General features: G+C 33.7%; 15 protein-coding genes. 11 read left to right on the top strand and 4 right to left on the bottom strand.

Going from position 1 to position 15,066, the window contains the following annotated elements; translation table 11 throughout:
* Window positions 1–37 precede the first annotated feature (37 nt).
* From atpG to hflX, 11 genes are all read left to right on the top strand, one after another.
* Window positions 38–898 carry an ATP synthase F1 subunit gamma gene (gene atpG / locus DOS84_RS01480; RefSeq protein WP_111408330.1) on the top strand — a complete coding sequence of 287 codons (861 nt, stop codon included), beginning with the start codon at window positions 38–40 and terminating at the stop codon, window positions 896–898.
* Between the two features lie 343 nt (window positions 899–1,241).
* Entirely contained in the window at window positions 1,242–1,685 is a 444-nt protein-coding gene (locus tag DOS84_RS01475) for a GNAT family N-acetyltransferase (protein ID WP_111408564.1), read from the top strand.
* Between the two features lie 98 nt (window positions 1,686–1,783).
* Window positions 1,784–3,253 (top strand): lipopolysaccharide biosynthesis protein, encoded by a 1,470-nt coding sequence (locus tag DOS84_RS01470; protein WP_111408329.1) that lies wholly within the window; start codon window positions 1,784–1,786, stop codon window positions 3,251–3,253.
* Window positions 3,254–3,360: 107 nt separating this feature from the next.
* Window positions 3,361–3,795: a dUTP diphosphatase gene (dut, locus tag DOS84_RS01465; RefSeq protein WP_111408328.1), complete on the top strand. Its 435-nt coding sequence runs from the start codon at window positions 3,361–3,363 to the stop codon at window positions 3,793–3,795.
* 146 nt (window positions 3,796–3,941) lie between these two features.
* Window positions 3,942–4,952, top strand: a complete 1,011-nt coding sequence (locus DOS84_RS01460) for a sugar phosphate nucleotidyltransferase (RefSeq protein ID WP_111408327.1) — start codon at window positions 3,942–3,944, stop codon at window positions 4,950–4,952.
* Window positions 4,953–5,082: 130 nt separating this feature from the next.
* Window positions 5,083–6,435, top strand: coding sequence for a tetratricopeptide repeat protein (locus tag DOS84_RS01455; RefSeq protein WP_111408326.1), 1,353 nt, complete (start codon window positions 5,083–5,085; stop codon window positions 6,433–6,435).
* Window positions 6,435–7,238, top strand: coding sequence for a lipoprotein insertase outer membrane protein LolB1 (gene lolB1 / locus DOS84_RS01450; RefSeq protein WP_111408325.1), 804 nt, complete (start codon window positions 6,435–6,437; stop codon window positions 7,236–7,238). Before DOS84_RS01455 ends, lolB1 begins: the two co-directional genes overlap by 1 nt.
* Before the next feature lie 23 nt (window positions 7,239–7,261).
* Entirely contained in the window at window positions 7,262–8,494 is a 1,233-nt protein-coding gene (locus tag DOS84_RS01445; RefSeq protein WP_111408324.1) for a murein hydrolase activator EnvC family protein, read from the top strand.
* A 101-nt stretch (window positions 8,495–8,595) separates the two neighbouring features.
* Complete coding sequence (locus tag DOS84_RS01440) at window positions 8,596–10,077, top strand: murein hydrolase activator EnvC family protein (RefSeq protein ID WP_111408323.1); 1,482 nt, start codon at window positions 8,596–8,598, stop codon at window positions 10,075–10,077.
* A gap of 77 nt (window positions 10,078–10,154) precedes the next feature.
* A complete protein-coding gene (locus DOS84_RS01435) occupies window positions 10,155–10,916 on the top strand; it encodes a Bax inhibitor-1/YccA family protein (RefSeq protein ID WP_111408322.1) in 762 nt (253 codons plus the stop codon).
* 382 nt (window positions 10,917–11,298) lie between these two features.
* Window positions 11,299–12,543 (top strand): GTPase HflX, encoded by a 1,245-nt coding sequence (gene hflX, locus DOS84_RS01430; protein ID WP_111408321.1) that lies wholly within the window; start codon window positions 11,299–11,301, stop codon window positions 12,541–12,543.
* Window positions 12,544–12,588: 45 nt separating this feature from the next.
* Here the strand turns inward: hflX and DOS84_RS01425 are convergent, their stop codons facing one another.
* The 4 genes from DOS84_RS01425 to DOS84_RS01410 all read right to left on the bottom strand — a co-directional run bounded on the left by DOS84_RS01425 (window position 12,589) and on the right by DOS84_RS01410 (window position 15,011).
* Entirely contained in the window at window positions 12,589–13,518 is a 930-nt protein-coding gene (locus tag DOS84_RS01425) for a DUF3078 domain-containing protein (RefSeq protein WP_111408320.1), read from the bottom strand.
* Window positions 13,519–13,594: 76 nt separating this feature from the next.
* Window positions 13,595–14,104 (bottom strand): DUF2480 family protein, encoded by a 510-nt coding sequence (locus DOS84_RS01420; RefSeq protein WP_111408319.1) that lies wholly within the window; start codon window positions 14,102–14,104, stop codon window positions 13,595–13,597.
* 76 nt (window positions 14,105–14,180) lie between these two features.
* Window positions 14,181–14,504 (bottom strand): SUF system Fe-S cluster assembly protein, encoded by a 324-nt coding sequence (locus DOS84_RS01415; protein WP_111408563.1) that lies wholly within the window; start codon window positions 14,502–14,504, stop codon window positions 14,181–14,183.
* A 96-nt stretch (window positions 14,505–14,600) separates the two neighbouring features.
* The gene (locus DOS84_RS01410; RefSeq protein WP_111408562.1) at window positions 14,601–15,011 is read right to left on the bottom strand and encodes a GxxExxY protein; all 411 of its coding nucleotides are present in this window, start codon (window positions 15,009–15,011) and stop codon (window positions 14,601–14,603) included.
* Window positions 15,012–15,066 lie beyond the last annotated feature (55 nt).

Raw genomic sequence — 15,066 nt, 5'->3', positions numbered from 1 at the left:
GTCACTAGTTACTTCTTACTATTTACTTAAAAATAAAATGGCAAACTTAAAGGAAATCCGTAATAGAATTACTTCCATTTCATCTACGATGCAGATTACATCGGCAATGAAAATGGTTTCTGCAGCAAAGCTAAAGAAAGCACAAGATGCGATCACTGCAATGCGCCCTTATGCCGAAAAATTAACGGAATTATTACAAAATCTTTCAGCTTCTCTTGATGGAGATGTTGGTGGAGAATTTACTACACAACGTGAGGTAAAAAAAGTTTTAATTGTTGCTATCACTTCTAATAGAGGTTTGTGCGGTGCTTTTAATACGAATGTAATTAAGGAAGCTAAAAACCGTTCTGAATATTATGCTGGTAAACAAGTAGATATTTTTGCTATCGGTAAAAAAGGAAACGATATTTTATCAAAAACTTTGAACGTAATTGACAATCAAAGTGCAATTTTTGATCATTTGACTTTTGATAATGTTGCTGTTATTGCAGAAACGTTGACTCAAAAATTTGTTACTGGTGAGTATGACAGAATAGAATTGGTTTACAATCAATTTAAAAATGCAGCTACTCAAATTGTACAAACAGAACAATTTTTGCCATTAGCACCTATTCAATCTGATAAACCTGTTTCAGCAGGTGATTACATTTTCGAACCTGCAAAGGATGAAATTGTTTTGACTTTGATTCCAAAAGCTTTGAAAACACAATTGTACAAAGGTATTCGTGATTCTTTCGCCTCAGAGCACGGAGCACGTATGACTGCAATGCATAAAGCAACAGACAACGCAACAGACTTGAGAGACCAATTGAAATTGACTTACAATAAAGCACGTCAGGCAGCTATTACTAATGAAATCCTCGAGATTGTTGGTGGAGCAGAAGCTTTGAAAGGATAATTTATAAAATGCATAAAATGAAAAAAGAGCCATTTGGCTCTTTTTTTATGCTTTGTTTTTAAAGGAACAAATAGCTTTATAATCCTTTTGCTCTATGTTTAAGGGTAAATCTTAGCTTTTCCCTGAGCTTTTTTTTGAGGGAACAATTAGCTTTATAAACCCTATGCTCTGTTTTTTGGGGATCAATTAGCTTTATAAACCCCTTATTTTAATTTTGTTATACAAATATCAGTCATTATTAAGATTTATACAATACCCACTTTTGGTGATATTTCAATAATTTTTTTTGACTTTTCTGAATGGTTCTTTTTTGTTTATTTTTGTTCTTCTATTTTTAAAATTTATTCAATTGAAAGTTATTGAACTCACTACCATTTCAGAAATGCTCGCTCAAATTGAAGTGATGCAACATTTGTATCCTAAACTCACTTTAGAAAAGTACGAATCGTATTTGCAGCAAATGGTTCCCCATAATTACAAACAAGTGGCAGTTTTTGAAAATGACATCTGCGTCGGAATATCTGGTTTTTGGACAGCAATTAAACTTTGGACAGGAAAGTATATAGAAATTGATAATTTTATTGTTCATTCGGAACATCGTTCTAAGGGCATTGGAAAGATGATGACTGATTATATTGATGTGAAAGCCAAAGCTGAAGGATGTACCGCTATTGTTTTGGATGCTTTCACGGGTAATTTTACTGCCCATCGTTTTTATTACAATCAAGGATATGTACCAAAAGGGTTTCATTTTATAAAAATGTTAGATGAAGAAGGACTGACATAGTTACAATTTCATTTTGAAACTTTATTCACCTGCAAAACACAAAAAATAACCAAAGAATTGGTTATTTTTGTTTTATAATAATTAACAGAAAATTCATTTTGGGATTATATAAAAAGCTTTTTAAACAAACAGCCATATATGGGCTTGCCACAGTAATACCAAGGATGTTTAGCTTTCTTTTGGTGCCTCTTTACACACACTTGCTTCCAAAAGAAGAGTACGGTAAAGTATCCATCATATTTGCTTGGATGATTTTTTTCAATGTCATTCTCGCTTATGGTATGGAAACTGCTTTTTTTAGATTTTACAATTCTGAGAAAAATAAGGAAAGCGTGGTCGAAACGACTACTGTTTCCATTTTCTGGTCCACAATTCTTTTCGTTTTTATAGCCTTATTGTTTCGAAATTCCTTGGCACTTTGGTCTGGAGTCGATACGCAATACATCACCTATTCTATTTGGATTTTAGCATTAGATGCTTTGGTCATTGTTCCTTTTTCTAAGTTGAGGGCCAACCAAAGACCAAAATTTTATGCTTTGATCAAAATTGGGAATGTAGTAGTCAATCTATCTTTCAATTTGTTTTTTTTACTCTATTTGCCAAGTGTTTCGGTATCACAACCCGACAGTTTTCTAAGTTCCGTTTATATTGAGAATTTCCAGATTGGATATATTTTTCTTGCCAATATCATAGCCAGTTTTCTAACTTTTGTGGTACTTTTTCCGGATTATTTTACCATCAAATGGAAATTTGATTATGAACTTTGGAAACGTATGATGCACTACGGATTGCCCATTATGGTTGCCGGAATTGCCTTTGCGATTAACGAACAATTTGACAAAATTCTCTTGGGTAAATTATTGCCGGCCAATATTGCGGCAGAACAGGTAGGAGTATATTCAGCCTGCTATAAATTGGGACTTTTTATGGTGTTATATAGAACTGCTTATACGCTGGGAATTGAGCCTTTCTTTTTTAGTCATGCTTCTGATGAAAATGCGCAACAAACCTACGCAACAGTTACCAAATATTTTGTGATTTTTGGATCGTTTATTTTATTGTCTGTAATAGTATTTGCTGATCTTTTGAAACAAGTTATGATTCCAAATTCCTCTTATTGGGAAGCTATGAAAGTGGTTCCGCTGATTATTTTGGCTAATTTTTTCTTGGGGATTTACACTAATCTTTCTGTTTGGTATAAACTCATCGATAAAACCTATGTAGGAGCATACATTTCAATAGTGGGCGCAATTGTAACCTTGGTCTTGAACTATTTATTAATTCCAAAGTACAGCTATTACGGTTCGGCTATTGCAACCATCTCAGCCTACGGGAGTATGATGTTTATTTCCTATTATCTCGGAAATAAGTATTACCCAATTCCTTATGACAAGAAAAAAATTGTAGGCTATCTTGGTTTATCTACCGGTTTTTCATGTATTTCTTTTTATGGATTTAGTGGTAATTATTACATAGGGATTTCACTTTTGGCGGTATTTATGGGCTTTATCTATTACAATGAAAAAGAAACACTTTTACGAATTTTAAAACGTCCAACTAAAAATTAGAAGCTATTTCCTGCTGTCCGCTGTATCCACGCAAAAAAGCGTGGGATGCCGCTTCCATCAGGGCTAGGGCTTTCCGTAATCAAATACATTTTATATTTAAAAAAATAATGACAATAAACATCATCAACAAATCACAGCATGCATTGCCAAATTACGAAACCATTGCCTCTGCAGGAATGGATTTAAGGGCAAATTTAACGCAATCAATAACTTTGCAGCCTCTTGAAAGAACCATAGTAAAAACAGGCCTTTTCATTGAATTGCCAATAGGTTATGAAGCTCAGGTGCGCCCAAGAAGTGGATTGGCTGCCAAAAACGGAATAACCGTTCTTAATGCGCCCGGAACAGTCGATGCCGATTATAGAGGCGAAATAGGAGTAATTTTAGTAAATTTATCAAACGATCCATTTGTTATCGAAAATGGAGAAAGAATTGCCCAGCTTATTATTGCAAAACACGAACGAGCTGAGTGGATTGAAGTTGAGGAATTATCTGAAACCTCAAGAGGAGAAGGTGGATTTGGAAGTACAGGAGTGAAGTAGTAAGCAGTGTTTAGTTAGCAGATTACAGAATGCAAAAAGAAGAAGCAGTAGTAAATGGATTTACTTTTAATCTTCTAAAAAATAAATAATAATATAGTTAAGTGTGCTTTCAAATAGTACACTTTACAGTAAAATAACCAAACCAAATGAAAATAATAGTACCAATGGCAGGACGTGGATCACGCCTTCGCCCACATACATTAACTATTCCTAAGCCTTTAATCCCGGTTGCCGGAAAACCAATCGTACACCGTTTGGTCGAAGATATTGCTGGAGTTTTAAATCAGGATATTGAAGAAATTGCCTTTATCATTCATGAAAGTTTTGGAAAAAAAGTAGAAGAAGATTTAATTGCAATTGCCCAAAAGTTAGGAGCCAAAGGAACCATTTATTATCAAAATGAGGCACTTGGAACGGGTCACGCCATTATGTGTGCCAAAGATTCTTTGAGCGGACCGGCCGTTATTGCCTATGCCGATACTTTAATTCGTGCTAATTTTGACTTGGATAAAGATGCCGATAGTGTTATTTGGGTAAAACAAGTAGATCAGCCGGAAGCTTTTGGTGTGGTAAACTTAAATGAGGATAATGAAATAATTGAACTGGTGGAAAAACCAAAAGAATTTGTTTCAGATCTTGCCGTTATCGGAATTTACTATTTTAAAGATATTGGTGTTTTAAAAAATGAGCTTCAATTGGTATTGGATAATAACATCATTCACGGCGGAGAATATCAAATTAATGACGGAATAAAACAAATGATGGCCAAAGGCATGAAATTTGTTCCAGGAAAAGTTGATGAGTGGATGGATTGCGGAAACAAAGATGTTACCGTAGAAACCAATTCCAGAATGTTAAGATTTCTTCAAAGTGATGGAATCAATTTGGTTGATGAAAGTGTCAAATTGGAAAACTCGACTATTATTCCCCCTTGTTATATTGGAAAAAATGTAATTTTAATCAACGCAACAGTTGGTCCAAATGTATCACTAGGTGATGCCTGTCATGTACAAAACAGTACAATTCAAAACAGTTTGGTACAAACACATTCACATATAAAAAATGCTAATTTGGACAATGCGATGATTGGAAATCACGCTAGTTTTGATGGAAAATTTAGTAATATAAGCATTGGTGATTATTCGGTTTTAGAATAATTTTAAGCATATAATTAAAAATAGCAAGCAGCATTATTTAAGTTTTTATTATGCTGCTTTGTTGTTTTTTTAATTTATTTTGCAAAGGATAACAATACTATTGATTTTGTTCTCGAAGACTTCTTTTTCAATGAAAAAAAAATGGCCTTTCATATTCGCTTTCTCTGTTTTGCTTAGCAATACTGTTACTGTATTGGCGCAAACGGAACCTGAGGAAATTAAAGTGGAAGGGGACAAGTTTCAAGATTTTTTCTACGAATCTATTTTTCAAAAAAGTATCGAAAATTACGACAAATCGTTAGTAGCATTGGAACAATGTTTAAAATTGAAGCCCAATGATGCTACCATTTATTTTGAAATGGGGAAGAATTACCAATATTCCAAGGATTATAAGAATGCCTATTCCTCTTATGAGCATGCCACTCAAATTGATGCCAACAATAAATGGTTTTGGGTAGGATTGTATGACGTGTGTTATGAAACCAAAGATTTCAATCAAGCCATAATTTTTGTCAATAAAATTATCCCTTTTGATGCCGAATACAAAGAGGACCTGGTTTCACTTTACATGGCAACCAAACAATTAGATAAGGCGTTGGCTTTAATTAATGAGTTAAACGAAAAGGTTGGTAAAACGGAGAGAAGGGAAATGTACAAAATGGAAATCTTGTCTGAAGGGAAATATCAAAGTTCGGAGATTGATAATTTAAAAGAGCAGATTGAAAAAAATCCAAAAGAAGAATCCAATTATATTGCTTTGATATTCCTATATTCAAACAATAATGAGGAAAATAAAGTACAGGAAGTTGCCAAAAAACTGGAAAAAGAAATTCCAGAGTCGGTTTGGGCCCAGGTTAGTTTGTTCAAAAATTATCTTGACAATAATGATGGTGCCAATGCGGTAAAATCGATGAATATGGTTTTGGCAAGTTCCAAAATTGATTCCAAAATAAAGCACCGAATTCTGAATGAGTTTTTGCTTTTTGCCAATGCAAATCCACAATTTGTGCCTGATTTGGATAATGCGATTGGATATTTTAAAAATGATCCATCCGTAAATGTAGCCAAAGAAATAGGTAAGTTTTATCACAATAAAAAACAGTGGGATAAGGCAATTAAATATTATGATCTATCCCAGAAAAATAGTTCAGAAGTTGATTTGGAGACGAATTTACTTTGGCTTCAAGCCAATACCGAACTCAAGCAGTTTGAACCCGTAGTCAAAAAATCAATGGCAATGATTGATAACTATCCTGCAGAACCACAGTTTTATTATTATGCAGGCATGGCGAATAATCAATTACAATTGTTCAAGAAGGCCAAAGATATTCTTGAAATGGGTTTAGATTATGTTGTCGAAAATAAAAATTTAGAAATCAATTTTAATATTCAACTCGGAGAAGCCTATAATGGTTTAGGCGATCCAACCAAAAAAGAATTATATTTCAATAAAGCCAATCAATTATTAAAAGAAAAAAAATAATGAATCGATTTCTAGTAAGAGTACTTTTTGTTTTTATAGTTTGCGTAGGTAGTTCACTTACGTTGGTGTCCTGTAAGGCAAAGGCAAAAGTGGTGAATGAGAGTAAAAGTACAGATACGAATCGCATGACAGCAGAGCGAATTATAAAAAATTACTATGCCAACAAAAACGATTTTAATACATTATACATAAAATCCAATGTAAAATATAGCGACGATAAGCAAACTCAAAATTTAACTGCAGAAATTAAAATTAAAAAGAACGAACAAATTTTGGTAAGCATTCGTTTTCTAGGGATTACTATGGCCAAAGCCTTGATAACGCCAACTACAGTAAGTTATTATGAGAAGCTAAATGCCAGTTATTTCGAAGGCGATTTTAGTACATTAAGCAAATGGTTAGGAACGGATTTGGATTTTAATAAAGTGCAAAATATCTTGGTTGGACAAGCAATGGATGATTTAACCAAAGGGAACTACAAAGATTCCTTAGTTGACCAGACGTATCGATTGGAAAATATTTTGAATGACAACACCAAGAAATATTTCTTTTTAGACAAAGATAAATTTCTATTAAACAAGCAAGAGATTACCCAGACGTCCGAAAACAGAAAGATAGAAGTATCTTATTCGGATTATAAAATGTATAATGAGTCTCCGATTCCATCAGATATTGCCATTAATGCCGAACAGGAAAAAGGCAAAACCGAGATTAATTTGGGATACAGTACTATAACCATAAATGAAGAACTTACTTTTCCATATAGTGTTCCAAATGGTTATAAAAGGATTTTAATTAAGTAAATTTGAACAAATATAATTGTAAGATGCGAAAATTTCTCTTAGGCCTGTTTTTTTTATGCACTACCTCAGTAATGTGGGGACAGGAATCGCAACAAGAAAAACTAGAAAAGCGTAAAGCCGAAATTCAACAAGAAATTTTGGATAATGAAAAGTTACTGCAAACGGTAAAGAAAAAAGAAAAGTCGGCTGTCAATGTGATTATTTTGCAGAGCAATAAAATAAAATTGAAAGAAAAATTGATTCGTACCACTGAGAAACAGACAAAGATTCTTAGTAATGACATGTATATCAATCAAATGAAAATTAATAAGTTGAATAGAGAACTGGCTATTCTTAAAGAAGACTATGCCAAGATGATTGTGAAATCATATAAAAGCAGATCAGAGCAAAGTAGAGCCATGTTTTTATTGTCATCTGAGAATTTTTTACAGGCTTACAAAAGAGCTCAGTATATGAAACAATATACGAGTTATAGAAAAATGCAGGGGGAGGAAATCAAGTCGAAAACCGATGAACTTTTAGGTTACAATCAAAGGCTGAACATTCAAAAAGCAGCTAAAAAGAAATTGTTAGCCGAAAATACTAAAGAGAAATTGTCTCTTGAAAAAGAAAAGAGAGAACAACTGAAGTTGGTGAATTCAATAAAAAAAGATAAGAAAAAAATCACCGCGGAAATTAAAAGAAAGCAACAGGAATCGCGTGCTATCGACCGTCAAATCGATCGTTTAATTCGTGAAGCCATTGCCGCAGCCAATAGAAAAGCAGCGAGCGAAAACCCAAATGCTCCAGTAGCGGCCTATACGTCGTCAAAAATTGTTCTGACGGCTGAATCCAAAATATTGGCAGATAATTTCAGGGCCAATAGAGGAAAATTACCTTGGCCTGTTGAAAAAGGTTTCGTGTCACTTCCATTTGGAGATCAACCACACCCAGTTTATCCAAGTCTTGTGATTCATAATAGTGGAGTGGAAATTACCACGGAACAAGGATCAAATGCGAGAGCTGTTTTTGGTGGAGAAGTGACCAGTGTTATCGTGTTGTCTCCAGTAAACAAAGCCGTAATGATCCAACATGGAGATTGCTTCACCGTATATCAAAATTTAAGTTCTGTTTTCGTGAGCAAAGGTGAAAAAGTAAATATCAAACAAAGTTTGGGGAAAATAAGAACTAATAGTGAAGGAAAAACAATCTTGAAGTTCACTATTTCACAAAACACAACCTACAACAACCCTGCATCTTGGTTGTATAATATGTAGTTTTTGTAAGAGCAAAAGCAGCACTAATTTATTTCTAAAAATAAATTAGTGCTGCTTTTTAATAAAATCATTCATTAAGTTTGCACCTTATACAATTTGCGATGTTAAAATATTTTCTAAGTTTTATTTTTCTAATTACAACAGCTCTAACTTGGAGTCAGGACAATCAAAAAAAGCTGGAAGAGCGGAAAGCTAAAATTCAAAAAGAGATTCTAGAAAACGAAACCAAACTTCAAACGGTAAAGAAGAAAGAAACAACGGCGACCAAAGCGATTGTTTTGCAAAGCAATAAAATCAAACTTAAAGAAGAACTGATTGCTACTACCGAAAAACAAACATCACTTCTGGGAAATTCAATAGTTGCCAATCAAGCGCAAATTGCAAAATTAGAAAAGGAACTGCAATTACTCAAAGAGGATTATGCCAAAATGATTGTTCAATCCTATAAAAGTCGGTCAGAAGAAAGTCGTGCAATGTTTTTATTGTCGTCAGAAAGTTTTTTGCAAGCTTATAAAAGAGCACAGTATATGAAACAGTATACAAATTTTAGACAGATGCAAGGACAAGAAATAAAATCCAAAACAAATGTACTTTACACTTTTAATGCCAAATTGGATGTTCAAAAAAGTGCAAAAGAACAGCTCATTGCCGAAAATGATAAAGAAAGATTGTCGTTGGAAAAAGAAAAGCAGGAACAATTAAAACTGGTGGAGTCTTTAAAGAAAGATAAAAAGAAAATCATAGCTGCAATCAAGAAAAAGCAACAAGAAGCTAAAACGATAGATAAAAAAATCGACAAATTAATTCGCGAAGCCATTGCTGAAGCTAATAGAAAAGCGGCGAGGGAAAAAGCGGAAAAAATAGCGAAGGAAAAAGCTAAAGCCGATGCAATTGCAAAAACAAAAGCCCAAGCGGCCGCTAAAGCTATTGCCTTGGAAAAAGCCAAAGCATTAGAAAAGAAAAAAGAGATCGAGAAAGCCAATGCATTAGCTGCAGCGCAGGCAAAAGCCAATTCGAAACCAAAACCAAAGCCTATCCCTATTCCGAAGGAAGTTGAAAAAGCCATTGCTCAGGAGGTACCAGTCGTTGCGAAGGAAACATCAGTCGCTAACCCAACTGTAGTTGTTTCAACAACAAAAATGAATTTGTCACCTAAAGATAAAGTGGATTCGGATAATTTTAAAGCGAATAAAGGAAAATTGCCTTGGCCGGTCGAAAGAGGATTTATCTCTTTGGGTTATGGTGATCAATTCCATCCAGTATATAAAGAACTTCAAATCCACAACAGCGGATTGGAATTTACCACCGATTCCGGCTCCAGTGCCAGAGCTGTATTTGCAGGGGTGGTAACGAGCGTTATCATTATTTCACCGGTAAATAAATTGGTGATGCTACAACATGGTGATTTTTTTACGATATATCAAAACTTGAGTTCGGTTAATGTAACTAAAGGAGACAACGTGAGTATAAGACAAAGTTTGGGAAAAATAAAAACCAACGGAGATGGGAAAACAATATTAAAATTTGCTATCACACAAAACACAACTTATACTAATCCGAGGTCATGGCTAGCGGGCAAATAGCAGAAATAAATTAATAAAATTTAAACATTCTTCTAAAAAATATAAATTATATTTGATAAAACTTAAATTTGAAAACTATGAATTCGAATAACCCTTTTTTAAACAACAAAACATTTTCAACTGCTGTTTCAAGAAAAGACGACGTGCATCAGGCTACTGTTATTGATAATAATCAAGAGATGACTTTGGCGGGAACCATCAATAGAAGTTTAATTCTTTTTTTATTGCTTATTGCTTCTGCAACGGTAATTTGGTGGGCTACTTTTAATGGTCTGAATCCAATTGTTCCTGCATTTGGAGGTGCTATCGTCGGATTGATTTTGGTTGTAATCTCAGCATTTAAACCTCAATATTCTCCTTATTTGGCACCAGGTTATGCACTTTTTGAAGGATTGTTCATAGGTGGAGTTTCGGCTATTTTTGAAGTTCAGTATCCTGGAATTGTAACACAAGCCGTTGGTGCCACTTTTGTGACTTTTGCTGTCTGTCTTGGGTTGTATAAATATAAAATTGTAAAAGTAACCGAGCAATTCAAATCGGTGGTTGTTGCTGCTACATGTGCTATTGCAACATATTATTTAATTTCTTGGTTGTTCTCAATGTTTACTAGTTTTACTCCGGTGCATTATGGAAACTCTATGATGAGTATTGGTATTAGTGTATTTGTGATTGTAATTGCAGCATTAAATCTATTCTTAGATTTTGACAGAATAGAAAAAGGAGTGGAGCAAAAAATGCCAAAATTCATGGAATGGTACGGTGCAATGGGTTTAATGATAACTCTAGTGTGGTTGTATATTGAATTTTTAAGATTGCTTTCCAAACTTTCCAAAAAATAATATTCAGCAAATATTTTAAATAATCATACCCTTCAGAGATGAAGGGTATTTCTTTTACAGATTTTTATTGACAATCCTAGTTTGATTATAAATTTTTGAAGCAGAAAGATTTGATTTTTTTTTCGACATTGGTCCCGCTGTCCGTTACAAACGAAGTTCACTGAACTCCAATGTAAATAAAAGTATAGTGAAGTAATCTTGTAAGCCTAACACCGGCTCACAAGGATTTTCACTTCTATCGGGGTTACAGGGAGATATTCTGTTTTTTTTATCATCATTCAAAAAAAACGAAAATAATCAAAATCAGTTTTTTATGGATTTATAATGGTATAAAAAGGATTGTAGCCATCAAATCATTAAATTTGCATTCTTATTTAAAGACATGTTAGAAAAAGAAACAATAAATTTCGAAAAAACCGCAATTGTTGGTATTGTTACCCAAAATCAAAGTGAAGAAAAACTCAATGAATATCTTGATGAATTGGAGTTTTTGACATTTACAGCTGGTGGTGAAGTGGTGAAACGTTTTTCGCAAAAAATGGAACGACCCAATCCTAAAACTTTTGTGGGGACTGGAAAACTAGAAGAGATTTGTCTTTTCGTAAAAGAGAATGACATCTCGACTTTGGTATTTGACGATGAATTATCACCTTCGCAACAAAAGAATATTTCCAAAATAATTGATTGTAAAATATTAGACAGAACTCACCTTATCCTTGATATTTTTGCTCAAAGAGCTGAGACCTCTTACGCCAGAACCCAAGTAGAATTAGCACAATGCCAATATTTATTACCAAGACTTTCCGGAATGTGGACACACTTGGAACGTCAAAAAGGGGGTATTGGAATGCGTGGACCTGGAGAAACCGAGATAGAAACGGACAGACGTATAGTACGCGATAGAATAGCGTTATTGAAAGAGAAGATTAAAACCATTGACAAACAAATGGGAGTGCAGCGCAGTAATCGCGGTGCTATGGTTCGTGTTGCTTTGGTGGGTTATACCAATGTTGGAAAATCAACTTTGATGAACGCTATCGGAAAGAGTGACGTATTTGTAGAAAACAAGCTTTTTGCAACATTAGACACTACCGTTCGAAAAGTAGTTATTAAGAACTTGCCCTTTTTGTTGTCGGATACGGTAGGGTTTATTAGAAAATTGCCAACTCAATTGGTTGATTCGTTCAAGAGTACTTTGGACGAAGTTCGTGAAGCCGATTTGTTATTGCACGTTGTCGATATTTCGCATCCTGAATTTGAGGATCATATTGAGTCAGTAAACCAAACGCTGCTCGATATTAAGGCAAATGACAAACCGGTTATAATGGTGTTCAATAAAATAGATGCCTACAAACATCTGACTATTGACGAAGATGATTTAATGACAGAGAAAACTCCAAGACATTTTACTCTTGAGGAGTGGAAGCAAACTTGGATGCACCGATTAGGAGGCGAAAAAGCTTTGTTTATTTCGGCAACGAATAAAGAAAATTTCGAAGAGTTTAGGGAACGTGTTTACGAAGCTGTTCGACAAATTCACATTACCCGTTTTCCATACAATAAATTTTTATATCCAGATTATAAAGATGCGGTGGAGAAGGAAGAGAAAGATGAAGATAATGAATAAACAAAAAGACCTTTTAACAATTGTTAAAAGGTCTTTTTGTTTGTGCTAAAAATTATAATTCAGTCCTACACCAAATACTTCTTTGGTTTGGAAACCAGCATAGGCATCATCATCATAAATGGCTTGAAAATTTAGATTAGCCGATAATATTTTGTTGATTTTCATCACTATAATTAAGTTGTAATTGATGTCAATATTTTGAGGATCTTTTAGATAATTAGAATATAAATTCAAAAGATTTTCGGCAGTAACGTTTTCCATTATCGTGAATTTATAATAAGCCGTTGCATTAAAACCTAGTTGATAAAGCATACTTTTGTTCGCATCAACTCCAAAATAATCACCATCCACATATCCAGCAATAGAAGTATAACGACTGTCTACAAACGTAAATTTGGAGGTTAATGGCGCCAAATTAATTTTGAAATTTTCGGTCTTTTTCCAATACATTCCTGGACCAAACAGTAAATAACCAGGTGACATAAAATTGGTGTGTTCTTCTCTTATTTCGGCCCCATTTGCATCTTTCGTATATAGATAACCTTTGGTAAATTGGGTTCTAAAATTTACCAGAAATGAATAATACCAATAGCTTTTTGTTTTTTTGGCTACTATGGAATTGATTTCGACCTGATCATCTGTTTTTTTTTCAAAACTGGAATTTTGAGTTTGCAACAAACCATAGGAAGCCAGAATTCTATTTTCCCATGAATAATCGTCTTTTTTATAATCGATTTTATAATCAAGTCCTAGATTTCCCGAAAAGCTATTTTCGCCTCCAGCAATCCAGTTGTTAAAGTTGGCTTGGTTAAAAAGAAATGAAACTTTCCCAGTAGACTTCCAACCATTCGGGATGGTGTCTTCTATTTTTTTGGCTGCATCTTCTGTTTTTTTGATTAAATCCTTTTCGGAAGATTGAGCGCGGAGAAATGTTGAAAGGGGAAGCAGACAGACTAACAGTATGATTTTTTTCATTGTAAGAGTATTAGTTCTAATACAAATATAATGAAAAGAATAAACAGCTATAATTCAATTGGTTAAAAAAATTATGTTATTTTTTATCCGATTTGTATAAAGGGACAGCCGAACAAGCTTCTCCATACATTATGCTTCTGGCGTAAGGTTGCAGGTATTGCGCTGCCAAAACATAAGCTCGCATAGGAACTGGCTTTCGCGAACACCCTTTTATAATTACAGGTTTGTTATGATAAGTGCTATAATCGATTTTTGGAAGCAATTCTTCATACAAGGCTGAGTCCAAATCGTCTATATAACCATTTACAATTTTCTTGGCATAGGGAGCCAAATGCATCGTGACCAAGATTATGGCCCACTTTGGGATAATAGCATCGGTACCACATGAAACTGCCACATATTGGTCTTGATATTGTGACCAATCTTGATTGTTTAACTGTTCTCTAAAGTCTTTTTCTTTTAACAAAAAACCCTCAAAAAGCCATTGTGAAATATCGATTTGCACACGAACTCCAGCTGGGTAATAGTCTTCAAGATCGAAAACTTCCAGAACACTATTCGCTACTTTATTGATTATTTCTTCCATAATTAAATCTTAAAGTCGAATGTCAAAAGGCATAAAGTAGTTTTTTATTCTTTATGACTTTTGACTTTATGACTAATTAAAGCATTCCCAATTCTAATTTTGCTTCTTCGCTCATCAAATCTTTGCTCCATGGCGGATCAAAAGTGATTTCTACTTCAGCATCTTTTATGTGTTCGATTGATTTTACCTTTTCCTCTACTTCTCTTGGTAAACTCTCAGCTACCGGACAGTTTGGAGAAGTAAGTGTCATTAATATTTTTACTTCATAATCGGTATTTACCATTACATCATAAATCAATCCCAGTTCGTAGATATCTACAGGAATCTCTGGATCATAAATGGTTTTCAATTTTTTTACGATTGATTCTCCTAATTCTGCGGTGTTTATTTCTTGTTCCATAATTTTTTTATTTTTTATAACCATATAAGAAATATAAGTTCATTTAAGTTTTTTTAGTAGACCGTGACTTTATTTCTAATAGATTTTTTAATTTAGTTAATCTTCAAGTCTGCTGTAAAATGAGTTAACATATGTTTTTTGACCTTGATGAAATATGTTTTCAACATTAAAATTTATCATTAAACCAATTGGTGCTTCTAAATGATTCATATATGACATTAATACTGCAACATTTATTGGTATAATTTTATTTGTCGCTTTAAGTTCCAAAACCATACAGTTTTCTATAAATAAATCACATCTCAAGTCTGACTCTAATTTTAAACCCTTGTATTCAAAAGGAATAACTAATTCCGATTGAAAGTTAATCCCCCTCAATGCCAATTCTCTAATCATACATTTATGATAAATGCTCTCTAAAAGACCAGGACCCAAATGTTTATGAACTTCTATTGCTGCTCCGTTAACTCGATATACTAAATCGGTTAGATATGCTTTTGTAATCATAGTATACTTTAGAACCATTTAATTATTTTGTGAGAATATACTCTTCAAAACAAAA

This window comes from Flavobacterium aquariorum, from assembly GCF_003254745.1.
Taxonomy (GTDB): Bacteria; Bacteroidota; Bacteroidia; order Flavobacteriales; family Flavobacteriaceae; genus Flavobacterium; species Flavobacterium aquariorum.
This window is presented reverse-complemented; position numbering and strand designations above follow the sequence as displayed.

Coding starts and splice junctions, on each gene's coding strand:
- DOS84_RS01440 (WP_111408323.1), top strand. CDS start 8,596: ATGTTAAAATATTTTCTAAGTTTTATTTTTCTAATTACAACAGCTCTA.
- DOS84_RS01455 (WP_111408326.1), top strand. CDS start 5,083: ATGAAAAAAAAATGGCCTTTCATATTCGCTTTCTCTGTTTTGCTTAGC.
- dut (WP_111408328.1), top strand. CDS start 3,361: ATGACAATAAACATCATCAACAAATCACAGCATGCATTGCCAAATTAC.
- DOS84_RS01445 (WP_111408324.1), top strand. CDS start 7,262: ATGCGAAAATTTCTCTTAGGCCTGTTTTTTTTATGCACTACCTCAGTA.
- DOS84_RS01435 (WP_111408322.1), top strand. CDS start 10,155: ATGAATTCGAATAACCCTTTTTTAAACAACAAAACATTTTCAACTGCT.
- DOS84_RS01415 (WP_111408563.1), bottom strand. CDS start 14,504: ATGGAACAAGAAATAAACACCGCAGAATTAGGAGAATCAATCGTAAAA.
- atpG (WP_111408330.1), top strand. CDS start 38: ATGGCAAACTTAAAGGAAATCCGTAATAGAATTACTTCCATTTCATCT.
- DOS84_RS01410 (WP_111408562.1), bottom strand. CDS start 15,011: ATGATTACAAAAGCATATCTAACCGATTTAGTATATCGAGTTAACGGA.
- DOS84_RS01420 (WP_111408319.1), bottom strand. CDS start 14,104: ATGGAAGAAATAATCAATAAAGTAGCGAATAGTGTTCTGGAAGTTTTC.
- lolB1 (WP_111408325.1), top strand. CDS start 6,435: ATGAATCGATTTCTAGTAAGAGTACTTTTTGTTTTTATAGTTTGCGTA.
- DOS84_RS01460 (WP_111408327.1), top strand. CDS start 3,942: ATGAAAATAATAGTACCAATGGCAGGACGTGGATCACGCCTTCGCCCA.
- DOS84_RS01425 (WP_111408320.1), bottom strand. CDS start 13,518: ATGAAAAAAATCATACTGTTAGTCTGTCTGCTTCCCCTTTCAACATTT.
- hflX (WP_111408321.1), top strand. CDS start 11,299: ATGTTAGAAAAAGAAACAATAAATTTCGAAAAAACCGCAATTGTTGGT.